A 26,318-nucleotide genomic window follows, 5' to 3' on the forward strand; every position below is an offset into this window, starting at 1 on the left:
GGGCGGGCTCAACGTACACGCCTCGGAAACAGCGGCCACGCCGCGCACGCGCATGCCGCCGTCGCGAGCCAGACGACGCTCCACGACGTGTGCGCGAGCAGCGGCGGGATCGCGAGCGGCGTCGCGAACAGACCCAGGTACACGCAGGTGTTTGCCATGCCGAGCGCGGTGCCCGCGTGGTTCGCGCCGGCGAGCGTCGCAAGTTCCGTGTACGCGACGCCGTGCCACGCCGACACGCAGATGCCCGCAAACACCAGCACCGCGACGATCGCGGCGATCGGCACCTGCGGGCTCGCGGCGGTCGCCGCCGCCAGCAGCGCGAACGACGCGGCCGCGACGAGCACCGAGCTGCGCAGGTATGCGCGCCGGTTGCCGTGCCGGTCGGTGTGGCGCCCGCTCCACACGCGCATCGTCATCGCGCCCGCCTGCAGCGCGACCATTGCGGTGCTGATCGCCGCGACGCCGAGCCGGCCGAAATCGTGCAGGAACACGGTCGCGAATGTCAGCACCGCGAACTGGGGCGCGCACAGCAGGCCGATGCCGAGCACGATCCGCCAGACCGGGCCGCTCGCGAGCGGCCCGCGTTCAGGTCGCACGGGCTGTCCGGAAACGTGGGGCGGCGCGGCCGTGTGGCTGTCCGGCGGCTCGTGCAACCAGCGCCAGGTCAGCGCTGCGGACACCGCGCACAGCAGCGCCAGCGCGCCGAACACCGCGGCGAACCCGACATGCGACGCGAGCGACGGCAGCAGCGCGGCGCCGACGCCGCCGCCGAGCGGCACCGCGGTCTGGCGGATGCTCATCGCGAGTCCTCGCTCGCGTTCGCCGAACCAGCGCATCACCGCGCGGCCGCTCGAGCCGTTCACGCTGCCGCCGAGCAGTCCGACGCAGAACAGCGCGGCCGCGACGCGCGCGAGCGGCGGCACTGCGTGGGCGGACGGCACGATCGCGAACACCATCAGCACGAACATCACGGCCGTGGCGACGAGCCCGGACAGCAGCACGCGCCGGTCGCCGAAGCGGTCGGCAGCGATGCCCCACGGCAGCTCGGACAGCGCGACGCCGAGGCCGAGCGCGCCGAGTGCGACACCGAGCGCGGCGTTGTCGAGCCGGTAGTCGGCGCGCAGCCACACGGCCGTGGTCGGGATGCCGGTCGCGGCGGCGGAGAAGCTCATGTTCGCGGCGACGCCGGCCGCGAGCACGCGCCAGCGATGAGCCGGGCCGCGCGCGGGGCGGGCCGGCGCGCAAGGGTCAAGAGGGAGTGAAGTTTCCATGACGATCAGTGAGCGAGCGGACATTGACAGCCACAGTCTCGCGTCCTAGATTCGTCCTGAAAATCGGAAAGTTTTTGATGAATCGTTCGATAAAACAGGATGGTTGAAATGTCTGAATCGGCGGCGTACCCCAATTTCGACATCGCCGCGCTGCGCAGCCTCGTCGCGGGCGTCGATCTCGGCAGCTTCGCGAAGGCGGCGGACCGCGTCGCGCGCTCGTCGTCGGCAGTGAGCGCGCAGATTCGCAAGCTCGAGGAGCAGGCGGGCACGCCGCTCTTCGTCAAGTCGGGGCGCGGGCTCGCGCTGACCGATGCCGGCGACGCGATGCTGCGCTACGCGCGGCGGATGATCGAGCTGAACGACGAGGCGGCCGCCGCCGTGCGCGGCGCGAATCTCGACGGCTGGGTGAGGATCGGCCTGCAGGAGGATTTCGGCGAGGCGATCCTGCCCGGCGTGCTGGGCCGCTTCGCACGTGCGCATCCGAAGGTGCGGATCGAGGCGCGCGTCGCGCGCAACGCCGAGTTGCTCGATCGGCTCGACGCGAACCAGCTCGATCTCGCGCTGGTGTGGGGAGACCCCGCGTCGGCGGCGCGCGTGTCGCGGGCGGGGATCGACAGCGGGGCGATCGCGCATGTGCCGATGCGGTGGATCGGGGCGGTTGGCATGGGTATGGCCGGTGTCGGTGTTCCGGACGGCGGTGGAGAGGGGGCGGCCGAAGCTGGGGCGGCGACGGACGCGCGCGGCGGCACGGTCATCGGCTCCGTTTCCGTGCCGGGCGAACCGCTGCCGCTCGTCGTGTTCGATCGGCCGTGCCGCTTCTTCGGCGCAGCGACGGACGCGCTCGATCGCGCGGGCGTGCCGTGGCGCGTCGCGTTCACCACACCGAGCCTCGCGGGCCTGTGGGCCGCGGCGGCGGCGGGTCTCGGGCTCACGGTGCGCTCGCATTACGGGCTGCCCGCGTCGGTTCGGCTGCTCGACGGCGCACCGCTCGGGCTGCCCGAACTGCCGAGCCTGCCGCTGATGCTGCTGCGGCACGCGTCGTCGGCGACGCCGACGGTGGACCGGCTCGCGCGGATCGTGACGCAGGCGGTGCGCGATGCGACGGAGGCGACCACGACAGTGCTCGCTGCGTGATCGCGATCGGCAAATGCGCGTTCGGTCGCCCATTTGGCCAACTGGAGCGAACTGTCGAATCTCGCGACAATGGTGGGCCACTCAATGGAGTCGATCATGCAGAACGCAAGCCTCAACGAAGCCGCGCTCGATCTGTCCCGGCTCGTCGATGCCGCGATGGGCGGCGAGGAAGTCCTGATCTCGATTCACGGCAAACCCGCGGTCCGGCTCGTACCCGTCGAACCCGTCAAGCGCGTCAAACCCGTCCGGCGGTTCGGTGCGCTCAAAGGCCAGGTCTGGATTGCCGACGACTTCGATGCGCCGCTGCCCGATCACGTGCTGGATGCTTTCGAGGGGAAGTGATGCGTTTGCTGTTCGATACGCACATCTTTATCTGGGTCGTGACCGATGACCCGAAGCTGAGTATCCGCGCACGCACGCTGATCGCCGCTGCCGATGAAGTGTTCGTCAGCAGCGCGAGTATCTGGGAAGCGGCCATCAAGGTCGGGCGGGGAAAGCTGAACGTCGACATCGATCGGCTCATCGATGAGATCGATGCGAGCGGGTACAACGAACTACCGGTTCGGGCAGCGCACGGCGCGGCCGTGCGCAACCTGCCGCACCATCACCGCGACCCGTTCGACCGGTTGCTCGTGGCGCAGGCTCACTACGAACCGTTGCGCCTTGTCACCGCCGACGGCCATCTTGCGCAGTACGGATCGTCCTGGATCCTGACGGTTTGAAACAGTTTCTCGATCGAAATCCTAAACAGTCGCGACAACCGACTTGGACGCTTCGAGTTCCTCATGAAGCTCGACCAGCCTCGCCCGCAACGCATCGCTCGCCGGCACGAACGGCAGCCGCAAGCCGTCCTCGCACCAGCCCTGCGCAGCCAGCAGCGCCTTCACGGGCGCCGGATTCGGCTCCGCAAACAGCGCCGCGACGAGCGGCTGCAGCGCGACCGAGAGCCGTCGCGCATCGGCGAGCCGCCCGTCGCGCACCAGTGCGTGAATGCGCACGTGCCATTCGGGCAGCACGTGCGCGCTGCTCGCGATCGTGCCGTGCGCGCCCGCGCATAGCGCCGCGAAGTTCTGGTTGTCGTCGCCGGACAGGATCGCGAGCGGCGTGTCGTGGACGAGCCGCGTCATCCGCTCGAAGCTGCCGCCGCATTCCTTCACGCCCGCGACGCGCGGATCGCGCGCGAGCGCCTGCAGCGTCTCGAATTCGACGTTCACGCCAGTGCGGTACGGGATGTTGTAGACAAGCACCGGCAGGTCGGCGGCCTCGACGATCGCCTCGATGTGCCGCCGGATGCCGTCCTGCGTCGGCCGCACGTAGACGGGCGGCGTGACGAGCAGGCCGGCGGGGCGCAGCGCGGCGAGTTCGCGCGCGCGGGCCGCGGCGAAATGCGTCGCGCTCGCGGTCAGCCCGATGACGATCGGAAAACCCGGCGCCGCGTCGCGGATGGTCGCGAACACGGCGTCCTGTTCGCGCGCGTCGAGCAGCGCGCCTTCGCCCGTCGTCGCGCCTGCGACGAAGCCGGCGATGCCGGTGGCCGCATAGCGGCGGGCGAGCCGCGCGAGCGTCGCATGGTCGACTTCACCGTCGTGAAACGGCGTGATGATCGGCAGCCAGATACCTTCGAAACGTGCTTGCATGCAAAGCCTCATGGTGGAAACGGATGGGAGAGAACCGTTCCGCCGGCGGGGTGCCGGAAAGAGGCGTGCAAGCGAGGAGAGAGAAACGGCTTGCGGGCATCCCGTCCGGCAATCGCCTGACGGGACGCGACATCCCCGTCAGTCGAGGAGTCGTTTTTTCGCTTTCAGCCCGGCCGCGCGCGCGCCTGCCGCAACGGCGGCGAGGATCGGATGCGAACGCAGGGCAGCGGACATGGATGGACCGTGAAGTGGGCTGAACGGCGATCTTAGCATCAGATCGGACGCCTGCGCGAGCGGTCGCCGCCACTTAGCAGAATTCCTGCTTTGCTTTCCATGACTGATTGGATGGCGCCGCGCGGCCGGCCGCTAGAATGCCCGCTTACGTTTCGATGACGGTGCGTGCGCGCGCCGTCACGCATCCACCACTGGAACCACTGGAAGCGGGGCATTTCAACGATGGGATACACGCACGGAATCGGCGGCCGGCTGCTGAAGGGCATCGCCGCGGCGGCGCTGGTCGTTTCGACGGCGGCCGCGCATGCCGACACGTCGCTCCTGAACGTGTCGTACGACGTGACGCGCGAGCTGTACAAGGACATCAACGCGGGTTTTGCGGCCGCTTACAGGCAGAAGACCGGCGAGACGGTGACGATCAAGCAGTCGCACGGCGCATCGAGCGCGCAGGCGCTGTCGGTGCTGCAGGGCCTGCAGGCCGACGTCGTGACGATGAACCAGCCGAACGACATCGACCTGCTCGCCGAGCGCGGTCAGCTGCTGCCGAAGGACTGGCGCGCGCGCTTCCCCGACAACAGCTCGCCGTACTCGACGACGATGGTGTTCCTCGTGCGCAAGGGCAACCCGAAGGGGATCAAGGACTGGAGCGACCTCGCGAAGCCGGGCGTGCAGGTGATCATCGCGAACCCGAAGACGTCGGGCAACGGCCGCTACGCGTATCTGGCCGCGTGGGGCTACCAGAAGCAGAAGGGCGCGACCGACCAGCAGGCGCTCGACTTCGAGAAGGCGATCTTCCGCAACGTGCCGGTGCTCGATTCGGGCGGCCGAGGCGCCACGACGACGTTCACGCAGCGCGGCATCGGCGACGTGCTCGTCACGTTCGAGAACGAGGTCGCGCTGATGGATACCGGTGCGTCGGGCGCGCAGTTCGACGCGGTGTATCCGTCGGCGAGCATCCTCGCGGAGCCGCCGGTCGCGATCGTCGACAAGGTGGTCGACAAGAAGGGCACGCGCAAGGTCGCGCAGGCGTATCTCGACTACCTGTACACGCCGGACGCGCAGGAGATCATCGCGCGGCATCATCTGCGTCCGCGCGATCCGAATGTGCTGAAGAAGCACGCGGCCGAGTTCAAGCCGCTGAAGACGTTCAGTGTCGAGCAGGTCTTCGGCACTTGGGCGAACGCGCAGAAGACCCACTTCGCGGACGGCGGCACGTTCGACCGGGTGATCGTCGACAGGAATTGACCGAGGCGCGTGACGCGCGCTGCGATCAGCGAGAGAGGGGCCGGCAGCGTGCTGCCGACCTTTTCCAAATGCGGATACGCTGCCTCGTCGGCACGCATACCGGCGGCGGGCCGGAGAAACGGCAACGCGCACTTCGTGGCCGACGGGCGGCCGGCATTTTCACCGGCGCGCCGCGTGGCCTTGCAATGCGTCACGGCTTTCCGTTGATCGCGGTCAGGTATCGCGCGATGTCGTCGATCGCGTCAGGCGGCAGCGGCGCACCGTAGACCGCGCGCATCTTGGCGACTTCCGCCTTCCACTCCTGGAACGACAGCGGCGGCTGCCGGGTCACCATGTCGACCGAATGGCAGGTCAGGCAGTGCAGGTTCGCGAGATCGGCGCCCGGGCCAGGCGGAAACTTCTGCGTATCCCCGGGCAACTGGACCTCGACCGTCCCGGCCGCTGCAGCGCGCGCCGGCCGGGCCGTTTCCGCCATCGCGATGCTTCCCGCGCACGCCACGGCGGCGAGCAGGATCGCGGCACATGTCTTCGTCATCAGCGGCTCCTCACGCGACGAACACCTTCGTCGATTCGACCACATTGCGCATGTAGCCGGCCGGGTTCCAGGGCGGGGTGTCGGGCTGCTCGACGCCGTCGTCGTTGACCGCCTTGACCTGCAGCACGGCCTGTCCGGCGCGGTGCGGCGTGAACTGCGCTTCCCAGCGGCGAAAGCTGTACTTGCCGTAGTCCTTCCCGAGCCGCGCCGCCGACCACGACGCGCCGCCGTCGTGCGAGAACAGCACCTTGCGCACACCCGTGTCGCCGCCGAACGCGATGCCGCGAACCGTCTGCGTGCGGTCGAGCGCGATCACGGCGCCGTCGGCGAGGTTGGTGACGAACGATCGCGGCACCATCCGGCTGATCGGTACGGTCTTGACGCCCGTCTGCCCGGGCTGGATGCTCGCATGCGGCGTGTCGGGAATCTGATAGGCCTTCGCCATCCAGAAATTGTCGTCGCGCCGGTCGATGACCTCGATGTCGTGCAGCATCTTCACCCAGTACGTCGAATACCATCCGGGCACGACGAGACGCAGCGGGAAGCCGTTGAGCAGCGGCAGCGGCTGCCCGTTCATGCCGAACGCGACGATCACTTCGCCGTCGCGCGCGCGGTCGACGTCGAGCGCCTTGATGAACGGCGGCGTGGCGGGCAGTACGCCGTTGTCCAGGCCGCGGAAGCGGACCTGGACCGCGCCCGCCTTCACGCCCGCGCGCTCGAGGATGTCCTTCAGCCGCACGCCCGTCCAGCGCGCGTTGCCCATCGCGCCGTTGCCCCATTCGCCGCCGGCGACGCGCGGTGCGAAGAAGCCGCGCGAATTGCCCGCGCACTGATTGACGGCGGCAACGTCGACGTGCGGAAAGTTGCTCATGAGATCGTGCAGGCTCAGTTCGACCGGGCGCTCGACGAGCCCGTGCACGGCGAGCCGGAACGCGCCGGCGTCGATGCGCGTCGGGATGTCGGCGAGATGCCAGCGCACGAAGAACCGGTCGTTCGGCGTGAACACGCCGTCGTCGAACACGGCGAACGGGGTTTCGAGCAGCGGCGGACGGATGCGCACCAGCAGCATCTCGCCCTTTTGCGGAAACGCGCGCGTCAGCTCGCGCAGGCCGTTCTCGAAAGGCAGCGTGACCGCGTCGGCCGCGCTGGCGTGGCGTTGCCAGCTTCCGCCGACAACCAGCAGGCTGCCTGCGGCGGCCGTGTGCAGCAGGCGCCGGCGTTGCGGATTGTGTTGGTCTCCCATGGCGACTCCCGTGTTTGCCGATCTGTCTGCGGATCCCGCGATCGTGCACAGCGCGATGCACCGAGATTCAATGTTAGGCGCAATCCGGCGCAATATCGGGCCGGGCAGGGTTCACGCGTGGAAGCGGTGCAGCAACGCACGCCGCCCGGCTTCCACCGCGCCCGCGCATTCCTGCCCGGCGTTCCCCGTGCTACGCTCGTCGCTCCCCGTCAGCGGCGACGCGTCATGAAAGATTCCTCCGCCTCCATTCACCCCCGCGGCCGCGGCCGCAAGATCTGGTCGGGCACCCGTCACGTGATCGCGTACGGGATGCCGCCGCTCGGCTGGCGCGACCTGTACCACCGCGCGCTGACGGTGAGCTGGCCGATGTTCTTCCTGTCGCTCGCGGTGCTGTTCCTGCTGATGAACGGCTGTTTCGCGACGCTGTACCTGCTCGGCACCGCGCCGATCGCGAACCAGTCGCCGGCCGGGTTCGGCGGCGCGTTCTTTTTCAGCGTGGAGACGCTCGCGACCGTCGGCTACGGCGACATGCATCCGCAGACCGTCTACGCGCACCTCGTCGCGACGCTCGAGATCTTCATCGGGATGTCGGGGATCGCGCTGGCCACGGGGCTCGTCTTCGCGCGTTTCTCGCGGCCGCGCGCGAAGATCCTGTTCGCGCGCTACGCGATCGTGCGGCCGCTGAACGGCCGGATGACGCTGATGGTGCGGGTTGCGAACGCGCGCCAGAACGTGATCGCCGAGGCGCGCGCGAAACTGCGGCTGATGCGCGTCGAAGGCACGCACGAAGGCTATACGCTGCGCAAGATCCACGACCTGCCGCTCGTGCGCAGCGAGCATCCGATCTTCCTGCTCGGCTGGAACCTGATGCACGTGATCGATGAGTCGAGCCCGCTGTTCGGCGAGACGGCCGATTCGCTTGCGGCGCGCGATGCGTCGCTGCTGATCACGATCGAAGGCTCGGACGAGACGACCTCGCAGGTGATGCAGGCGCGGTACTCGTGGGAGCACGGCGAGATCCGCTGGCTCCATCGCTACGTCGACCTGATGCACGAGGAGGGCGGCATCACGCACATCGACTACACGCACTTCCACGAGATCGTGCCGGTCGACGCGGACACCGACGGCGGCACCCCCGGCGCGACCGCCGTGTCTTCCGGGGCGCACGCGCCTGACTCCGCTGCGCCCACCATGTAGCGGCGTTTCGTGGGCGGTGGCAGCGGGCGGCAGGCGGCGGGTAGCAGGTAGCGCGCTACCGGCGCATCACGGATGCAGCAGCCGTGCCGCCTCGCGCTGCTCGATCGCGATCGCGCGGCGGAAGCCGTCGCGGTCTTCCGCACGCGCGACGTAATCGCCGAGCACGCCTTCGCGCGGCAGCAAGTGCGCGTCGAGCGCGATCTGCAGCGTGCTTGCGAGCAGCAGGTCGGCTGCGGTGAACTGCTCGCCGACGAGCCATTGTTGATGCGCGAGCGTCTGCGCAAGCGCGCGCTGCACGCGCGTGATGTTGCCCCAGCCGAACGCGACCGGGTTGCCTGACGCACCGGTGAATTTTTCCGCCATCGCCGGTTCGAGGCAGGTCGGCGTGAAGAACAGCCATTGCAGGAAGCGGCCGCGCAGCGGATCGTCCGGCGCGATGCCGAGCCGCGCGTCGGCAAAGCGGTCGGCGAGGTAGAGCAGTACCGCGCCGGATTCGGCGAACGGCACGCTGCCGTCGTCTAGCGCTGGCAGTTTCGCCATCGGATTGACCTGGACGAACGCATCGCTGCCCTGCTCGTGCGAACGCAGGTCGATCGGCACGAGTTCGTACACCGCGCCGACTTCCTCGAGCATCCACAGGGCCCGGAACGCCCGGGTTTTCGGCCAGTAGTAGAGCTTCATCGTGCCTCCGCATGGCGATGTTCGCTGAGGGTCAAGCGTACCCGAGCCGCGGAGGTTCGGACAGGGGCGGCCGGCGAGGTGCGCCCGGCTAGGGGCGGCCGGCGAGGGGCGGCCGGCGAGGGGCGCCCGGCGAGGTGCGCCCGGCCAGGGGCGGCCGGCGAGGCGTGCCCGGCGAGGGGCGGCGACTGAACGGGGCCTGCCGACACAGTCGGGAAGCGCGGCCAATCGATCGGCGGAAGGGCGAAGGACCGGGTAAGTCGTAAATTAACTAGTTTTAAAATGACTAACCGCAAATGCCGTGGATGCGGCGCTCCGTGGCCCGTCCGGAGTCGGCTCGGGAGCAGGTCGGCGCGGACAGCGCGCAGCCGTCAGGGCCGTTGGCTCGCTCGCAAGCGGCGCATGCACCGGAACGGCTGCAGATCGAATGAACTCGACGGATGGCGCGGCGTTGCGTGTTCACGCGCATGTGGACAACTACCCGTCGAAGCCACTCGAAACGCTGTGCCTTCGAAAGGTGAGCACCTTGCCCGCAAGCCGGCTGCGGCACGCCACGCGGCCGTTTCATGAGGACAACGGGCTGATCCGATCGACACGCGGGCCGTCGATCACACAGTCGCTTTCGTTGTGGATATCCCCATCCCGAAGCAACTCGAAACGCTGTGCATTGCACAGGTGAGCGTGACCGGATGTGGCTGAAAGCGTCATTCGGGTTGTGGATATCCACCCCCGGAAACGACGCGAAATGCTGTGCATTCCAAAGGTGAGGGTGAGCGCCCGATCAGCGCGTTCCCATGGCCCCGACTTTCCCGGCAAGTCGAAACGCTGTGAATTTTAGCGGTGAGAGTGAACGCCCAATCCGGAAGGTTTCCGTGTGGATATCCGGCCACCCCGACAAATCGAAAAGCTGTGCATTTCACAGGTGAGCATGAACGCCGAATGGGCTGCGTTCCCGTCGCGGCCATCGACCATTTCGCCGAGTCGAAACGCTGTGCATTTTAACGGTGAGCGAGAACGCCCAAACCGGAAAGTTTCGTGTGGATATCCAGCCACTCCGGAAAGTCGAAAAGCTGTGCATTTCACAGGTGAGGATGAGCGCCTGATCGGGCGCATTTCCTTTGTGGATATCCGCCTCCCGGACAAATCCAAATGCTGTGCATCCGAACGGTGAGGATGCCGGCTCGCGGGCCGCCGGGCCGCGTCGTCCGGCGCGCGAGCGGCCACCCCGCCGCCGCGGGTTGCCAGCGCGAATGTGCACGACTGCCGCACCGAGCCGCGCCTGCGTACCCGATCCATGCCGATTCACCCGCTTCGACGGCCGTGCGCGAAAACTCTCTCAAAACGGCCGCAAATACTGCGCGGTTTTTCTCGTCACGGGGCTGTCCGCGCAAGATGAGAAAAAACATTCTCGTCTCCGCGCGAAAAAATAGAGCCATTCCGCCGCTGCCGGCCGGCGCGTCGCCCGACGCCCCGCCGCGGCAGCCCAGAACAGTACAAATCAGGAGACGTCCCCATGACCGCCCGCTTGCCCATCGACGGCACGCCCGCTCTATCCGACTATCGTCTGACCGACAACCTGACCGCGACGCGCGGCCGGATCTTCCTGACCGGCACGCAGGCCCTCGTGCGCCTGCTGCTGATGCAGCGCGCGACTGATGCCGCGCAGGGCCTGAACACGGCCGGCTTCGTCAGCGGCTACCGCGGTTCTCCGCTCGGGATGGTCGATCAGCAGCTGTGGAAAGCGAAGAAGCTGCTCGACGGCGGCGGCGTGCGTTTTCTGCCCGCGATCAACGAGGAGCTCGGCGGCACCGCGGTGCTCGGCACGCAGCGCGTCGAGGCCGATCCGGAACGCACCGTCGATGGCGTGTACGCGATGTGGTACGGCAAGGGTCCGGGCGTCGACCGCGCGGGCGACGCGCTGAAGCACGGCAACGCATACGGCTCGTCGCCGCACGGCGGCGTGCTCGTCGTCGCCGGCGACGATCACGGCTGCGTGTCGTCGTCGATGCCGCACCAGAGCGACTTCGCGATGATCGCGTGGCACATGCCGGTCGTGAATCCGTCGAACATCGCCGACATGCTCGAATTCGGCCTGTACGGCTGGGCGCTGTCGCGCTACTCGGGCGCGTGGGTCGGCTTCAAGGCGATCTCGGAAACGGTCGAATCGGGTTCGACCGTCGATCTCGACGCGCTGCAGACGCACTGGTCCGCGCCCGAAGGCTACACGCCGCCGGCCGGCGGCCTGCACAACCGCTGGCCCGACCTGCCGAGCCTCGCGATCGAAGCGCGCCTCGCGGCGAAGCTCGACGCGGTGCGCCACTTCGCGCGCACGAACAGCATCGACAAATGGATCGCGCCGAGCGCGCACGCGAACGTCGGCATCGTCACCTGCGGCAAGGCGCACCTCGACCTGATGGAGGCATTGCGCCGGCTCGACCTCACCGTCGCCGATCTGGAAGCGGCGGGCGTACGGATCTACAAGGTCGGCCTGTCGTATCCGCTCGAGATGACGCGGATCGAAACCTTCGTCGACGGCCTGTCGGAAGTGCTCGTCATCGAAGAGAAGGGCCCGGTGATCGAGCAGCAGATCAAGGACTACCTGTACAACCGCGCGGATGGCGCGCGACCGCGCGTGCTCGGCAAGCACGACGCCGAAGGCGCGTGCCTGTTGTCGGAGCTCGGCGAACTGCGCCCGTCGCGGATCCTGCCGGTGTTCGCCGCATGGCTTGCGCGTCACAAGCCGGCGCTCGACCGCCGCGAACGCGTCGTCGATCTCGTCGCGCCGCAGATCCTGTCGAACGAAGCGGACGCGGTGAAGCGCACGCCGTACTTCTGCTCGGGCTGCCCGCACAACACGTCGACGAAGGTGCCGGAGGGCTCGATCGCGCAGGCCGGCATCGGCTGCCACTTCATGGCGTCGTGGATGGAGCGCGACACGACCGGGCTGATCCAGATGGGCGGCGAGGGCGTCGACTGGGCCGCGCACGCGATGTTCACGAACACGAAGCACGTGTTCCAGAACCTCGGCGACGGCACCTATTTCCACTCGGGGATCCTCGCGATCCGCCAGGCCGTCGCCGCGAAGGCAAACATCACGTACAAGATCCTCTACAACGATGCGGTCGCGATGACGGGCGGCCAGCCGGTCGACGGCAGCATCTCGGTGCCGCAGATCGCGCGGCAGGTCGAGGCGGAAGGCGTGTCGCGCTTCGTCGTCGTGTCCGACGAGCCGGAGAAGTACGACGGCCATCACGGGCTGTTCCCGAAAGGCACGACGTTCCATCACCGCAGCGAGCTCGACGCGGTGCAGCGCGAGCTGCGCGAGACGCCGGGCGTCACCGTGCTGATCTACGACCAGACCTGCGCGGCCGAAAAGCGCCGCCGCCGCAAGAAGGGTGAGTTCCCCGACCCGGACAAGCGCCTGTTCATCAACGATGCGGTGTGCGAAGGCTGCGGCGATTGCGGCGTGCAGTCGAACTGCCTGTCGGTCGAGCCGCTCGAGACGCCGCTCGGCCGCAAGCGCCGGATCGACCAGTCGTCGTGCAACAAGGACTTCTCGTGCGTGAACGGCTTCTGCCCGAGCTTCGTGACGGTCGAAGGCGCGGCGCTGAAGAAGGCCGCGGGTGCGGCGTTCGACGAGGCGGCGCTCGCCGCGCGTGTCGATGCGCTGCCGGTGCCGGCCACGCATCTCGACGCGGCGCCGTACGACATGCTCGTGACGGGCGTCGGCGGCACGGGCGTCGTGACGGTCGGCGCGCTGATCAGCATGGCCGCGCACCTCGAAGGCAAGAGCGCGTCGGTGCTCGACTTCATGGGCTTCGCGCAGAAGGGCGGCTCGGTGCTGTCGTTCGTGCGGATCGCCGCGCGCGACGAATGGCTGAACCAGGTGCGCATCGACACGCAGCAGGCGGACGTGCTGCTCGCCTGCGACATGGTCGTCGGCGCGAGCGCCGAGGCACTGCAGACGGTGCGTCACGAGCGTTCGCGGATCGTCGTCAACACGCACCGGATCCCGAACGCGTCGTTCGTGCAGAACCCCGACGCGAGCCTGCACGCGGACGCGCTGCTCGAGAAGATGCACCATGCGGCCGGCGACGGCTTCCTGTCGAGCTGCGACGCGCAGGCGCTCGCCGCGAAATTCCTCGGCGACTCGATCGGCGCAAACATCCTGATGCTCGGCTTCGCGTGGCAGCTCGGCCTCGTGCCGGTGTCGCACGCGGCAATGATGCGCGCGATCGAGCTGAACAACGTCGCGGTGCCGATGAACAAGCTCGCGTTCTCGGTCGGCCGGATGGCGGCGGGCGATCCGGCTGGTCTCGACGCATTGTGGAACGCGCGGCACACGGTGGCGGCGCCGGTCGCGATCGAGACGCTCGGCGACCTGATCGCGGACCGCGAAGCGCGCCTGTCCGCGTACGGCGGTGCGCGCTACGTCGAGCGCTACCTCGCGCTCGTGGGCGCCGCGCGCGCGAAGGGCGACGATGCGCTGACGCGCGCGGTCGCGACGACGTTCCATCGCCTGCTCGCGGTGAAGGACGAATACGAGGTCGCGCGACTGTATGCGGATGGCGCGTTCCGCTCGGCGCTCGAAGCGCAGTTCGAAGGCGTGCCGGGGCAGGACTATCGCGTGAAGTTCAACCTGGCGCCGCCGACGGTCGCGAAAGCGGGCCGCGACGGCAGCGTGCCGAAGAAGCGTGTGTTCGGCCAGTGGATGTGGCCGGTGCTCGGCATGCTCGCGCGCGTGCGCAGCCTGCGCGGCACGTCGCTCGATCCGTTCGGCCGCACCGTCGAGCGCAGGATGGAGCGCGCGCTCGCCGACGACTACGAGACGACGCTGACCCGCGCGCTCGCGGCGGTGACGGCCGACAACGCGGCGCGCGTCACGCAGCTGGCGGACCTGCACGCACGCGTGCGCGGCTTCGGCCACGTGAAGCTGCGCAATCTGGCGGGCGTGAAGCGCGCGGAGCGCGAGCTTGCGCTGCAGCTCGGCATCGATGCCGCGACGAGTGCGGCGGTGCAGCACGCGCTCGACGAGGTGAAGGGTGCGGGGACGCTGAAGGGCATTCCGGTCGTCGTCGCGAAGTAAGTCGCACGGCACGCGCCACGAAAAACGGCGACGCTCGCATCGCGGGCGTCGCCGTTTTTCATTGAGATGTCCTGCTGGCCGCCGCGTTCACGACGTCTGCGTGACGCGCTGCGATCCGGTGATCTGGCACGCGCGCAGCGCCTGCAATCAGACGATGCCCTTCTTCCGCGTCGACAGCGCCGTTTCCGACAGGTCGATCTCGCGGATCAGCTTCGTCAGCGTCTCGTCGGAGATCCTGCTCTCGCCGCGCATCCGGTACAGCACCGAGCGTTCCGCGCGGATGGCCGCAATCCGCATCTGCAGCTCCATCGTCTCGGCCTGCTTGGCCTCCGCGCGCGGCGTGGGCCCGTCCTCGGCGAGCGCGGAAAGCCGGCGGCGGTACTGATCCATCACGCGCGCGGAGATGTCCGCGCAGCGCGCGGCGCCCGACTCGTCGAGATCGGTCGCGATCGCGTCGTGCGACGCATCGATCGCGCGGATCGCCGCCTGCGCGGCGGCCGCGCGCGCGGCGCGCTCCTCGTCGGCGAGCGGGTTGCGCGTCGAGCGCACGCCGCGCAGCAGCACCGGCAGGCCGATCACCGCGAACACCAGCGAGCCGAGGATCACCGCCGATGCGACGAAGATTGCCGTGTCGCGGCCCGGCAGCGGCGTGCCGTCCGACAGCGCGACCGGAATCGACAGCACGCCGGCGAGCGTCACCGCGCCGCGCACGCCGCCGACCGTCATCACCGCGATCGTGCGCACGCCGGCCATCGTGCCGGCGAGCCCCTGGCGCGCGGCGCGCCGGCTTGCGATCCAGCGCAGCAGCCAGACCCACAAAAAGCGGATTGCATAGAGCGCGGCCATCATCGCGAGCACGTTGAAGATCATCCGGCCGACGAGCGCGTCGCTCGTATGGTGCGCATCGACGAGCGCGCGGCCGATGATGTGCGGCAGCTGCAGGCCGAGCATGATGAACACCATGCCGTTGAACACGAACTCGATCATCGCCCACGTGCTTTCCGCGCGCACGCGCGACGCGACGGTGCTTTTGCGGGAGAAGCTCGTGTAGTTCATCATCATCCCGGCCGCAACGGCCGCGAGCACGCCGGACAGCTCGAGATGCTCGGCGAACAGGTACGCGGCGAACGGCACCAGCAGCGTCATCACGATGCCGGGCGCCGGATCGCCTTCCTGCTCGGCGTTCAGGAAGCGCGTCGACAGCGCGCTGAAGATCCATGACACCGCGGCGCCCGTCGCGAGCCCGCCGGCCGCGACGATCACGAACGTGACCGACGCGTCGCGCAGCGAGAACATGCCGGTCAGCGCGGCGGCGACCGCGAACTTCAGCGCGACGAGGCCCGACGCGTCGTTCATCAACGCCTCGCCCTCGAGGATGTGCATCAGCTGCGGCGGGATCCGGCCCTTGCCGGCGATGCCGGACAGCGCGACCGCGTCGGTCGGCGACAGCACAGCGGCGAGCGCGAACGCGATCGGCAGCGGCAACTCGGGAATCAGCCAATGCGCGAAATAGCCGACTGCGAGTACCGTCATGAAGACGAGCCCGAACGCGAGCATCAGGATCGCGCGGCGCTGCAGGTACAGCTCGCGCTTCGGAATCCGCCAGCCGTCCGCGAACAGCAGCGGCGGAATGAACAGCAGCATGAAGATTTCGGGATCGAACGTGACGTGCAGGTTGAACTTCGGCCACGCGAGGATCGCGCCGAACGCGATCTGCATCAGCGGCAGAGGCAGCCGCAACGGCAGCACGCGGGGGATCGCGCCGGACAGCGCGACGGTGAGCAGCAGAATCAGGACGGTGAAGACGATTTCCATCGATACGGCAATAAACGGGGAATGAAACGACCGTACGGAGTGTAGCGTGCTGATGCGACGGCTGCGTTCAAGCGTCCCGGTGCGTGCGCACCTGAATGGTGCGTCGGGGATGCGCCACGCCGGTGCGTCCCCCGCGCGGACCGGCGTGGCGGGCCTCACGCGAGCGCGCACGGAGCTTGCTTCATGCTGACCGACAAGTCACAACAACCGGAAATCCGAGGGACAGTTCATGAGATATTGCGCGCCGCCCAGTTCGTCAGCCGCCGCGTTTGCCAGCATCAGGAGGAGGGAGGTATGACGATCGTGCAACAGGAGCGTCCGGCCGCCGCGTCGCCGTACCGCTTCGAACGGGAGGTGAGTTCCGGCTTCGAGCGTCTTGCGACGCAGCATCACGAGCTGACGCTCACGACCGTGTTCCAGCCGATTTTCAGCCTGTCGCACCAGCGTGCGGTCGGCTATGAGGCGCTCTTGCGCGCGCACGACCCGCTCGACCGGTCCGTGTCGCCGCTCGACGTATTCGGCGAGGCAGCGCGCCACGGCGAGCTGATGCAGCTCGACCGGCTCGCGCAGGCGCTGCATCTCGAGAACTTCGCGCTGCTCGGCGCGGAGCGCGAATGGCTGTTCCTGAATGTGCATCCGGGCGTGCTGACCGATCCGTTCCAGGCGGCCGCGCTGCTCGCGAACCTGAAGCGCCTCGGCATGCCGCCGCGCCGCATCGTGCTCGAAGTGCTCGAGCAGCGCGCGGACGATCTCGAACGGCTCGCGGACGCGCTGCGCGAGTTCCGCGCGCAGGGGTTCCTGATCGCGCTCGACGATTTCGGCGCCGGCCATTCGAACCTCGAACGGATCTGGCAGCTCAACCCCGATATCGTGAAGCTCGACCGGATCATGCTGTCGCACGCGGCGCATCGCACGGGGCTGACCGCGATCCTGCACGGCCTCGTCACGCTGCTGCACGAGGCCGGCAAGCTCGTGCTGGTCGAAGGGATCGAAACCGAGCATGAGGCGCAGATCGCGCTGTCGTGCGAGGCGGATTTCGTGCAGGGCTATTTCTTCGGCCGTCCGGCGCCGGGGCTGCCCGACAGCGCGGCCGCGACCACCTGCATCGGCGAGCTGACCGAGCGCTTTCGTCAGCAGACCGAAGCGCGCGAGCGGCGCGACACGCAGCGGCTCGCGCCGCACCTGCGCGCGTTCGAGCGCGCGGCCGAGCGCCTTGCGGCCGGCGAACCGCTCGAAGAGGTGTGCTGGAACTTCCTCGCGCTCGACCACGCGGCGCGCTGCTTCCTGCTCGACGCGCAGGGCCGGCAGGCGGGCCGCAACGTCGTGCTGCGCGCCGATCGCGCGGCGCGCGAGGCGCGCTTCCTGCCGCTCGCGGACGCGCAGGGCGCGAACTGGCTGCGGCGGCCGTATTTCCGCTCGGCGATCGGCGAACCGGGGCGCGTGCAGGTGACGCGGCCGTACCTGTCGATCAACGAGGCGCAGCCGTGCGTGACGCTGTCGGTCGCGATTCGCGTCGGCGACGCGCTGCGCGTGCTGTGCGGCGATATCGACTGGATCGACGACGACGCCGACGCCGTGTAGCAGCGTCTGCGCGCCGCGACGGGCGGCGCGCGCGGGCCGTGATTTGGCGTCGCCCGCACCGGTCGGCTAGGATGCGTGAATCCTCATACCGATTCGCGAGCCGCCGATGATCCGAACCGCCGCCCCGTCCATCCTGCTCGAAGTGATCGCCACGACCGTCGGCGACGCGAAAACCGCTGCCCGCGCCGGCGCCGACCGGCTCGAACTCGTGACCGCGATCGGCGAAGGCGGGCTGACGCCGAGTGTCGGCCTGATCGAGACCGTCGTCGCCGCGGTGCCGATTCCCGTCAACGTGATCGTGCGGCCGCACAGCCGCTCGTTCGTCTACGACGCCGACGAACTGAAGGTGATCGAGCGCGACGTGCGCGCGGCGGTCGCGGCCGGCGCGAACGGCGTCGTGTTCGGCGCGCTCGATGCGCGCGGCGACGTCGATCTCGATGCGCTCGCACGCATCGCCGCCGCGGCCGGCGGCCGCGCGCTGACCTTTCACCGCGCGTTCGACGTCGCGCGCGACCTCAACGCCGCATTCGACGCGCTGCTGCGCGTGCCGGCCGTCACGTCGGTGCTGACGTCGGGCGGCCATCCGTCGGTGCTCGACGCGGCGGCGACGATCGCGCGGATGGTGCGGCACGCGGAGGGCTCGACGTGCACGGTGCTGGCCGGCTCCGGGCTGACCGCCGATGCGGTCGGCGACTTCGTCCGCACGACCGGCGTGCGCGCGGTGCATTTCGGCTCGGGCGTGCGGCCGCGCGGCGAGGTGCTCGCGCCGGTCGACGAGCGGCTCGTTGCGAAGGTGCGGGCAGTGCTCGACGAGGTGGCGCGCGCGTGACGCCGGTGGCGCCGAGGTCGACAGGCGCGGCGGCGTGCGTTCGCGCGGCGAGCGCACCGTCGTTCGCGACGCGCAGCGCAACCCCGTTCGGATCGTCGGGATATGAAAAAGCCGGGGCATGCCCCGGCTATTTCAATGCATCGACGTGCCGTGCTTACGCGTCGGTCGCGAGCGCGTCCGCCTGGCTCGCGCGAATCCCGAGACGCTCGAACAGCGCGCGATCGCGCTGCGTCTGCGGGTTGCTCGTCGTCAGCAGCTGGTCGCCGTAGAACATCGAGTTCGCGCCGGCGAGGAAGCACATTGCCTGCAATCCGTCGTCGAGCTGCTCGCGGCCGGCCGACAGGCGAACGACGGCCTTCGGCATCGTGATCCGCGCGACCGCGATCGTGCGGACGAATTCGAACGGATCGAGCGCCGCGGTGCCTTCGAGCGGCGTGCCCTCGATCGCGACGAGGTTGTTGATCGGCACCGAGTCCGGATACGGGTTCAGGTTGGCGAGCTGCGTGATCAGGCCCGCGCGTTCGCGGCGCGATTCGCCCATCCCGATGATCCCGCCGCAGCACACGTTGATGCCGGCGTCACGCACACGGTCGAGCGTGTCGAGACGGTCCTGGTACGTGCGCGTCGAGATGATCTGGCCGTAGAACTCCGGCGACGTGTCGAGGTTGTGGTTGTAGTAGTCGAGACCCGCGTCGGCGAGCTCCTTCGCCTGCTCGTCCTCGAGCATGCCGAGCGTCATGCAGGTCTCGAGGCCCATCTCCTTCACGCCGCGCACCATCTCGGTCAGCGCCGGCATGTGGCGCTCCTTCGGATTGCGCCACGCGGCGCCCATGCAGAAGCGGCTCGCGCCGTTTGCCTTCGCGGCACGCGCGGCGTCGAGCACCGCGTCGACATCCATCAGCTTCTCCGCCTTCAGGCCGGTGTCGTGGTGCGAGGATTGCGAGCAGTAGCCGCAATCCTCCTCGCAGCCGCCCGTCTTGATCGACAGCAGCGTCGACAGCTGCACCGCGTTCGCGTCGAAATGCTCGCGGTGCACCTGCTGCGCGCGGAACATCAGGTCGTTGAACGGCAGTTCGAACAGCGCGACGACGTCGGCGACGCGCCAGCGCTGCGCGGCCGGGGCGGCCACGGGGATCGCATCGGGTTGCACGGCAGCGGTCTGGGCTTGGGTCATATCGTTCATCCTGGATTCGCGTGGGGGAATGTTGGGGTCAATGCTGCGAGGCGCGCAGCGTGTCGATGAGCGCGGCGACGTCGAGCATCGCTGCAGCGGATTCGGGGGCGGCCGGCGTCATGTGCGGAATGCGGCCGATGAGCGGCGCGCGGTGCTCGCGCGCGAGCCAGTCGCGGATCGTCGCGACGTTCTCGTCCGGGTACGACATCGCCGGATCGACGTGATTCGCGACCCAGCCGGCGAGCGTGAGGCCGCGTTGGCGAATCGCGTCGGCGGTCAGCAGCGCATGGCTGATGCAGCCGAGCCGCACGCCGACCACCATCACGACCGGCACGCCGAGCGCAACCGCGAGGTCGGCCATGTCGTGCGTGTCGGTGAGCGGCACGCGGAAGCCGCCGGCGCCTTCGACGACGACGATGTCCGCGCGCGTCAGCGCCTCGCGATGGCACGCGACGATCGTGTCGACATCGAGCGTCACGCCTTCCTGCGCGGCGACGATGTGCGGTGCCGCGGGCGCCTTCAGCAGGAACGGCGTGCGCAGCTCGGGCGGCAGCACGACGTTCGCGGCCGCGTCGAGCTGGTCGGCGTCCTCGTTGCGCCACACGCCGTCCTTTTCATACGCGCCGGCCGCGACCGGCTTCAGCGCGGCCGCGCGCAGGCCGCGCCGCGCAAAGCCGTGCAGCATCGCGGCGGACACGAAGGTCTTGCCGATCTCGGTGTCGGTGCCGGTGACGAACAGCGACAGCGGTGCGCTCATGCGGCCTCCCGCCGTTGCGCCGCTTCGGCGGGCAGCGAGCGCGAGTGCGCGCCGGAAGGGGGCATCCGGCCCTCGCTCGCGTCGATCAGCGCGGCTTCGAGCCGCGCGAGATCGTCGAACGAATGCGCGGCCGACAGCGAGATGCGCAGCCGCGACGTGCCGGCGGGCACCGTCGGCGGCCGGATCGCGGGCACCCACAGGCCGTGCGCGTCGAGCGCGGCCATCGCGGCGAGCGTCGCCTCGTTGCTGCCGATCACGAGCGGCTGCACGGCCGTGTGCGAATCGACCGGCTGCCAGCGGGTCTTGCGCAGCAGCGCACGGGTGCGCTCGATCAGCGCGGCGAGGTGCGCGCGCCGCGCATCGCCTTCGTCGCCGGCGATCACCTTCAGGCTTGCCGATACCGCATGCGCGACCGCCGGCGGCGCGGCGGTCGTGAAGATGTAGCTGCGCGCACGCTGGATCATCCATTCGATCACCGTCTCGTGTGCGACGACGAATGCGCCCGCGACGCCGGCCGCCTTGCCGAGCGTGCCGACGTAGACGAGGTGCGGCGAGCGCAGTGCGGCCGCCGCGAGCGCGCCGCGGCCTTGCGGACCGAGCACGCCGAAGCCGTGCGCGTCGTCGACGACGAGCCACGCGCCGTGGCGCTCGGCGAGCGCGACGAGTTCCGGCAGCGGCGCGATGTCGCCGTCCATGCTGAACACGGTGTCGCTGACGATCAGCTTCGTCTTCGCGTCCGACGCTTCGAGCAGCGCGGCAAGCGCGGTCATGTCCGCGTGCGGATAGACCTGCACGTTCGCGCGCGACAGCCGGATGCCGTCGATCAGCGACGCATGGTTCAGCGCGTCGGAGAAGATCGTCGCGTCCTTGGCCGTCAGCGCGGTCATCGCGGCGAGGTTCGCCATGTAGCCGGTGCTGAAGTACAGCGCGCGCGGCGCGTCGGAGAAGCCGCCGCAGAAACCGGCGAGCTCGTCCTCGAGCAGTGCGTGCGCGCGCGAGTGCCCGCCGAGCAGATGCGAGCCGCCGCTCCCCGAGCCGTAGCGCTGCGCGCCTTCGCCGAACGCGGCGACCAGCGCCGGGTGCGCGGCGAGGCCGAGATAGTCGTTGCTCGCGAAGCCGACGATCTCGCGGCCGTCGACGGTCATGTGCGCGTCGCACGCAGTGTCCGCGGTGCGGCGCACGCGGCGCAGGCCTTGCGCGTCGAGTTCGGCGAGGCCGCGTTGCAGGGTGTCGAGCAGGGTCATCGTGCAATCTCCGCGAGGGTGGCGTCGAGCGTGTCGCGCGTGCGCTGCGCAAGCCACGCGATGTCGTCGTCGCTCATCACGTACGGCGGCATCAGGTAGACGGTCGTGCCGATCGGGCGCAGCAGCAACTCGCGTTCGAGCGCGCGCTCGAAGAAGCGCCGCGAGAAGCCGCGCGCGGCATCGCCGTCGAGCGCGACGTCGAATGCGAACAGCGTGCCGCGCTCGCGCAGGTGGCGCACTTGGCCGTGCGCGGCGAGCGGCGCGAGCGCGTCGCGCATCGCGGCGGCGTTGCGCTCGTTGCGCGCGAGCACGTCGTCGCGCGCGAACAGGTCGAGCGTTGCGAGCGCCGCGCGGCACGCGAGCGGGTTGCCCGTGTACGAGTGCGAGTGCAGGAAGCCGCGCGTCGTGTCGTCGTCGTAGAACGCCGCGAAGATGTCGTCGCGCGACAGCACCAGCGACAGCGGCAGGTAGCCGCCGCTGATACCTTTCGACAGGCACAGGAAATCGGGCCACACGCCGGCCTGCTCGCACGCGAAAAAGGTGCCGGTGCGCCCGCAGCCGACCGCGATCTCGTCGGCGATCAGGTGCACGCCGAATTCGTCGCACAGCGCGCGCAGCCCGCGCACGTACGACGGATCGTGCATCGCCATGCCGGCCGCGCACTGCACGAGCGGCTCGACGATCAGCGCGGCGATGTGGCCGTCGCGTTCGGTGAACAGGCGCCGCACGTCGGCGAGCGCGCGGCCCGCGACGTCGGCGGCCGTCTCGCCCGGCTGCGCGAGGCGCGCGTCGGGCGACGCGACGACGTGCGCCTGGCGGATCAGCGGGTCGTATGCATCCTTGAACAGTGCGACGTCGGTCACGCCGAGAGCGCCGATCGTCTCGCCGTGATAGCCGTTCGCAACGCAGACGAATTCGCGCTTGTCCGCGCGGCCGCGGTTGCGCCATGCGTGGAAGCTCATCTTCAGCGCGATCTCGACGGCGGACGCGCCGTCCGACGCGAAGAACGCATGGCCGAGCGTGTGCTGCGTGAGCGCGGTGAGCCGCTCGGCGAGCTCGATCGCGGGCTCGTGCGTGCAGCCCGCGAGCATCGCGTGCTCGAGCGTGTCGAGCTGGTCCTTCAGTGCGGCGTTGATGTCCGGATTCGCATGGCCGAACAGGTTGACCCACCACGAGCTGATCGCGTCGAAATAGCGACGGCCGTCACGGTCGTACAGCCACACGCCTGCGCCGCGCGCGACGGGGATGAGCGGCAGCCGCTCGTGGTGCTTCATCTGGGTGCAGGGGTGCCAGACCGCGCGCAGGCTGCGCGCGACCCAGTCGTCGGTCGCTTGCGTAGTCAAAACGGCTCCGGGGTAAAACGCGCGGCGCGCGGCATCGGACAGATGCTCGGCGCGCCGCATCGGATGACGGCAATGCAGGCCGTCAGGGCGGCATGCAAAACACGAAAACGCGCTGAGATCAGCGTGTTCCGCGGAAGATTAGCGTGTTCCGCGGATCCGTGCACGGGCGGTTACAAACGCCGCAAAGCCTTGCCGGACGGGAGTTCGGCGCAGTTCGGGGCGGCTCGGAACGGTACGGTCCAGTAGTCCGGAAATGCGTGCAGATGACGACGTTCGAGTGACACCCCCCAGTAGAAAAAAATCGTGGGGCGATGGTGTGGTTCGGGGTTGGAAAATGGGGGTGGAAGAAGGGCGCTGGGTGTGCGTGACGGTGTCTGCGACGTCGGCGGAAGCGGGAAAGCGGGAAAGCGGTAAAGCGGAAAAGCGGGAAAGCGGGAAAGCGGGAAAGCGGTAAAGCGGTAAAGCGGAAAAGCGGGAAAGCGGGAAAGCGGGAAAGCGTGACGGAACACGCGGCGCGCTTGCCGCCGATGCGCGTGCCGAAGTCGGGACCGGGTAGCGGGATCGCGGCGGTCAGGGGCGACGAATGACGCAGATTGACGATCGCGGCCGGCTGTCGTGCGCTCGGGGGCCGGTGCGGCGAAACGACCGGCGTCGCTGCGCTTGAATCGCACGGGCGGCCGCGCTTCGTCATCGGATCGCGATCGTCACGTGCGATGCGCGATTCGATCGCGGATGGAAATGATCGGAGGAAAAAAAGGAGAAAAGAGGGAACTCAGGCGCGTACGATCAGCGCGCCGCGAGCGAGCGCGCGGCCTGCGCATCGTCGTCGCGGTCGCCGTTGTCTGCGGTCTGCGACGCATGCGCGTTCCACACGACGCGATCGTTGACCGCATACAGCCGGCATGCACCCGCACCCTGCTTCGCGCAATTGTCGAGCGCGAGCGCCATCGGATCGTCGCCGCCCTCGGCCCACGACCACGCGCCTTCGTCAGACACAGCGAACGCGCGGCTCGGATGCTGGCTCAGGAAGCGGCGATAGCCTTCGCGGCCGGCTTCGTCGACGAACGGCACCGCGTTGACTGCGTCGATCGACGCATAGCCCGACGCCTTCGGCTCGTGCGGGCTCGCGACCGCATAGCGCACCGATGTCGGCAGGTTCAGGTCGGCGAGGAACGCATTGACGGCCGGCCACCAGACGGGCACGCCGTCGCGATCGACGATCAGCCGGTGCGCGTCGTCCTTGTAGCGGCCGAAGTCGACGAACTGCACGTGCGTGCCGTGCGACGCATACGCGTCGTGCATCTGCGCGACGAGCGCCGGCGTCCACACCGAGTCGTTGTCGCCGTAGAGCCACAGCGACGGCACCGCCGAATGCGCGCCGTACTGGTCGAACGCGTCGACGAGATTGCGCTGCCAGCCGTTGCAGAGATCCTGGCGCAGCCCGCCGGAGAAGTTGATGATGCCGCGCACGCCGGACGTCGCCTCGGTGCCATAAGCGATCGATGCGAGCCCGCCATGCGACGTGCCGGCGACGACGATGCGCGACGCGTCGATATACGGCTGGCGCGCCATGTAGCGGACCGTCGCGCCGACGTCGGCCGCTTGCGCGAGACCGTTCTTCGCGACGTCGCAGCCTTCCTGCTGGTAGGTGCCGCCGGAGCCGGCGAAACCTTGCCGGTTCGGCGCGATCACCGCATAGCCGCGGCGCACGAATTCGCGCGCGAACGCGAGCGGGCGGCTGCGCGGCTGCTCGTGGAGATCGCCGGGATTCTTGCCGTGGTTGAACACGACGAGCGGGAACGGGCCGGGGCCATCCGGCTTGAACAGCGTGGCTTCGAGCGTCACCGTGCCCGACGCGTCGGCCGGAATGCGCACGATCTGCTCGTTCAGGTTTGCGGCGACCTGCGGCAGGCCCGAGCCGCCGTAGTCGAAGCGTTCGGCGCGGGCGAGCGGCCCGCCTGCGGGCGCGGCGTTCGGCAGCGTGTCGGCCATAGCGGCCGACAGCGCGCATGCCGCCATCCATCCCACAAATACCTTGCTGAACGCCATTCGTAAGCCCTGCCATGCAACTTGACCAAACCGAGGCTCATCGTAGCCTGACAATTTTGGGTTGTGCAATGCAGGAATTACCCGGCGTATGCCACAGCAAGTATTTGTCAGCGTTCGTTTACTTCGCCGTCGATATAGCGCCAGAAACCCTGTTCGTCGCGCTCGAAACGGCTCGTCTCATGGAGCCGGTATGCGCGCCCGCCAACCTTGTAGCGGGCCACGAATTCGACCTCTGCGTGGCGTTCGTCGAGCGGCGTGTGGCGTTTCACCGCGAGGCCGAGCCAGCGCGGCGCGTCGGGTGCTGCGGGGTCGGCATCCAGATCGGCGGGGCAGGTGCGCGCATCCCACGTCGCGCGCAGGTAGTCGGTCGCGCCGAGCACGTACGCGCTGTACCGGGAACGCATCAACTCGAGCGCGGTCGGCGCGATCTCGCCGCCGTCGATGAAGCGGCCGCAGCACGCGGCGTAGCGAGGCGCCGGCGCGCGGCCGGCAGGTACGGGCGACGCGCCGCCGCATGGGCACGCGTCTGGTCGGGTCGAAATCATGCGAAACGTGAATTAACGACGGGTTGTTGTTACCAGGTCAGCTCGATGCCGTCGTACTGGAAGAAGCGGCCGTTCGCGAGCGCGACGTCCGCACCGGCTTCGGCGATCACGCGGCGCATGCCCGTGACGCTCGTTTCCGGATCGATCGCGGCCTGCGCGCCGCCCATGTCGGTGCGCACCCAGCCCGGATGCAGCGAGATGCAGGCCGCGTGGCGGGTCTGCAGCGACGCGACGCGCAGCACGTCGTTGAGCGCGGCCTTGCTCGCGCGGTAGAGCCAGCCGGTCGTGCCGGTCGCCTCGCCGATGCTGCCCATCCGGCTCGACACGACCGCGAGCACGCCGTGCGTGTCCTCGACGAGCGGCAGCAGGATCGGCAGCAGCTGCATCGGCCCGCGCACGTTGGTGTGCATCACCGCGTCGAAATCGTCGGATGTGATCGTTTCGACCCCTTCGGTGCGCGGCCCGTAGATGCCCGACACGACGACGGCCGCATCGAGCCGTTCGCCGTCGAGTTTCCAGCCGAGCGCGGCGATCTGCTCGGGCTGCGCGATGTCGAGCGCATGCGCGTGCGCGCCGAGCTCGCGCAGCGCCGCGAGCGACGCGTCGTCGCGTGCGGTGGCGATCACGTTCCAGCCGTCGCGCCGGTATTGCCGGACGAATTCGCGGCCGAGGCCGCGCGACGCGCCGACGATCAATACGGTTTTCATGCTCGCCACTCCTT

The 26,318-nt window shown here is 69.0% G+C and carries 21 protein-coding genes; 8 read left to right on the forward strand and 13 right to left on the reverse strand.

Annotated elements, in window-relative coordinates; all coding sequences use genetic code 11:
* Positions 1-8 precede the first annotated feature (8 nt).
* Positions 9-1,271, reverse strand: a complete 1,263-nt coding sequence (locus ACV229_RS14390; RefSeq protein WP_448083788.1) for an MFS transporter — start codon at positions 1,269-1,271, stop codon at positions 9-11.
* A gap of 99 nt (positions 1,272-1,370) precedes the next feature.
* Between ACV229_RS14390 and ACV229_RS14395 the strand changes: the two genes are divergently transcribed.
* The 3 genes from ACV229_RS14395 (at position 1,371) to ACV229_RS14405 (ending at position 3,127) form a co-directional block, all read left to right on the forward strand.
* On the forward strand, positions 1,371-2,405 hold the full coding sequence (locus ACV229_RS14395) for a LysR substrate-binding domain-containing protein (protein WP_448083789.1): 1,035 nt from the start codon (positions 1,371-1,373) through the stop codon (positions 2,403-2,405).
* Positions 2,406-2,501: 96 nt separating this feature from the next.
* On the forward strand, positions 2,502-2,747 hold the full coding sequence (locus ACV229_RS14400; protein ID WP_448083790.1) for a type II toxin-antitoxin system Phd/YefM family antitoxin: 246 nt from the start codon (positions 2,502-2,504) through the stop codon (positions 2,745-2,747).
* The gene (locus ACV229_RS14405) at positions 2,747-3,127 is read left to right on the forward strand and encodes a type II toxin-antitoxin system VapC family toxin (RefSeq protein WP_448083791.1); all 381 of its coding nucleotides are present in this window, start codon (positions 2,747-2,749) and stop codon (positions 3,125-3,127) included. Before ACV229_RS14400 ends, ACV229_RS14405 begins: the two co-directional genes overlap by 1 nt.
* A gap of 21 nt (positions 3,128-3,148) precedes the next feature.
* Here the strand turns inward: ACV229_RS14405 and dapA are convergent, their stop codons facing one another.
* Positions 3,149-4,042 (reverse strand): 4-hydroxy-tetrahydrodipicolinate synthase, encoded by an 894-nt coding sequence (gene dapA / locus ACV229_RS14410; RefSeq protein WP_448083792.1) that lies wholly within the window; start codon positions 4,040-4,042, stop codon positions 3,149-3,151.
* 456 nt (positions 4,043-4,498) lie between these two features.
* Here dapA and ACV229_RS14415 point away from each other — a divergent pair, with 456 nt between their 5' ends.
* Positions 4,499-5,521, forward strand: a complete 1,023-nt coding sequence (locus ACV229_RS14415) for a sulfate ABC transporter substrate-binding protein (protein WP_448083793.1) — start codon at positions 4,499-4,501, stop codon at positions 5,519-5,521.
* 190 nt (positions 5,522-5,711) lie between these two features.
* Here ACV229_RS14415 and ACV229_RS14420 read toward each other — a convergent pair whose 3' ends face one another.
* Positions 5,712-6,056, reverse strand: coding sequence for a c-type cytochrome (locus ACV229_RS14420; protein ID WP_448083794.1), 345 nt, complete (start codon positions 6,054-6,056; stop codon positions 5,712-5,714).
* 10 nt (positions 6,057-6,066) lie between these two features.
* The gene (locus ACV229_RS14425; protein ID WP_448083795.1) at positions 6,067-7,299 is read right to left on the reverse strand and encodes a molybdopterin-dependent oxidoreductase; all 1,233 of its coding nucleotides are present in this window, start codon (positions 7,297-7,299) and stop codon (positions 6,067-6,069) included.
* Positions 7,300-7,524: 225 nt separating this feature from the next.
* Here ACV229_RS14425 and ACV229_RS14430 point away from each other — a divergent pair, with 225 nt between their 5' ends.
* The gene (locus tag ACV229_RS14430) at positions 7,525-8,496 is read left to right on the forward strand and encodes an ion channel (RefSeq protein ID WP_448083796.1); all 972 of its coding nucleotides are present in this window, start codon (positions 7,525-7,527) and stop codon (positions 8,494-8,496) included.
* A gap of 66 nt (positions 8,497-8,562) precedes the next feature.
* Here the strand turns inward: ACV229_RS14430 and ACV229_RS14435 are convergent, their stop codons facing one another.
* Entirely contained in the window at positions 8,563-9,177 is a 615-nt protein-coding gene (locus ACV229_RS14435; RefSeq protein ID WP_448083797.1) for a glutathione S-transferase family protein, read from the reverse strand.
* A gap of 1,510 nt (positions 9,178-10,687) precedes the next feature.
* Here ACV229_RS14435 and ACV229_RS14440 point away from each other — a divergent pair.
* Positions 10,688-14,260: an indolepyruvate ferredoxin oxidoreductase family protein gene (locus ACV229_RS14440; RefSeq protein ID WP_448083798.1), complete on the forward strand. Its 3,573-nt coding sequence runs from the start codon at positions 10,688-10,690 to the stop codon at positions 14,258-14,260.
* A gap of 147 nt (positions 14,261-14,407) precedes the next feature.
* Here ACV229_RS14440 and ACV229_RS14445 read toward each other — a convergent pair whose 3' ends face one another.
* Positions 14,408-16,075 (reverse strand): Na+/H+ antiporter, encoded by a 1,668-nt coding sequence (locus ACV229_RS14445; RefSeq protein WP_448083799.1) that lies wholly within the window; start codon positions 16,073-16,075, stop codon positions 14,408-14,410.
* 294 nt (positions 16,076-16,369) lie between these two features.
* Here ACV229_RS14445 and ACV229_RS14450 point away from each other — a divergent pair, with 294 nt between their 5' ends.
* The gene (locus tag ACV229_RS14450; protein ID WP_448083800.1) at positions 16,370-17,656 is read left to right on the forward strand and encodes a sensor domain-containing phosphodiesterase; all 1,287 of its coding nucleotides are present in this window, start codon (positions 16,370-16,372) and stop codon (positions 17,654-17,656) included.
* A gap of 106 nt (positions 17,657-17,762) precedes the next feature.
* Complete coding sequence (locus ACV229_RS14455; protein WP_448083801.1) at positions 17,763-18,485, forward strand: copper homeostasis protein CutC; 723 nt, start codon at positions 17,763-17,765, stop codon at positions 18,483-18,485.
* A 154-nt stretch (positions 18,486-18,639) separates the two neighbouring features.
* Here ACV229_RS14455 and bioB read toward each other — a convergent pair whose 3' ends face one another.
* The 7 genes from bioB to ACV229_RS14490 form a co-directional block, all read right to left on the reverse strand.
* Positions 18,640-19,659, reverse strand: a complete 1,020-nt coding sequence (gene bioB, locus ACV229_RS14460) for a biotin synthase BioB (RefSeq protein ID WP_448083802.1) — start codon at positions 19,657-19,659, stop codon at positions 18,640-18,642.
* 37 nt (positions 19,660-19,696) lie between these two features.
* Positions 19,697-20,416 carry a dethiobiotin synthase gene (bioD, locus tag ACV229_RS14465; RefSeq protein ID WP_448083803.1) on the reverse strand — a complete coding sequence of 240 codons (720 nt, stop codon included), beginning with the start codon at positions 20,414-20,416 and terminating at the stop codon, positions 19,697-19,699.
* On the reverse strand, positions 20,413-21,660 hold the full coding sequence (bioF, locus tag ACV229_RS14470; protein ID WP_448083804.1) for an 8-amino-7-oxononanoate synthase: 1,248 nt from the start codon (positions 21,658-21,660) through the stop codon (positions 20,413-20,415). The genes bioD and bioF overlap by 4 nt, the downstream gene beginning before the upstream one ends.
* On the reverse strand, positions 21,657-23,003 hold the full coding sequence (gene bioA, locus ACV229_RS14475) for an adenosylmethionine--8-amino-7-oxononanoate transaminase (protein WP_448083805.1): 1,347 nt from the start codon (positions 23,001-23,003) through the stop codon (positions 21,657-21,659). The genes bioF and bioA overlap by 4 nt, the downstream gene beginning before the upstream one ends.
* A 786-nt stretch (positions 23,004-23,789) precedes the next feature.
* The gene (locus ACV229_RS14480) at positions 23,790-25,052 is read right to left on the reverse strand and encodes a dienelactone hydrolase family protein (protein ID WP_448083806.1); all 1,263 of its coding nucleotides are present in this window, start codon (positions 25,050-25,052) and stop codon (positions 23,790-23,792) included.
* A gap of 107 nt (positions 25,053-25,159) precedes the next feature.
* On the reverse strand, positions 25,160-25,597 hold the full coding sequence (locus ACV229_RS14485) for a YchJ family protein (protein ID WP_448083807.1): 438 nt from the start codon (positions 25,595-25,597) through the stop codon (positions 25,160-25,162).
* A gap of 29 nt (positions 25,598-25,626) precedes the next feature.
* Positions 25,627-26,304, reverse strand: a complete 678-nt coding sequence (locus ACV229_RS14490; protein ID WP_448083808.1) for an SDR family oxidoreductase — start codon at positions 26,302-26,304, stop codon at positions 25,627-25,629.
* Positions 26,305-26,318 lie beyond the last annotated feature (14 nt).

This window comes from Burkholderia sp. MR1-5-21, from assembly GCF_053427715.1.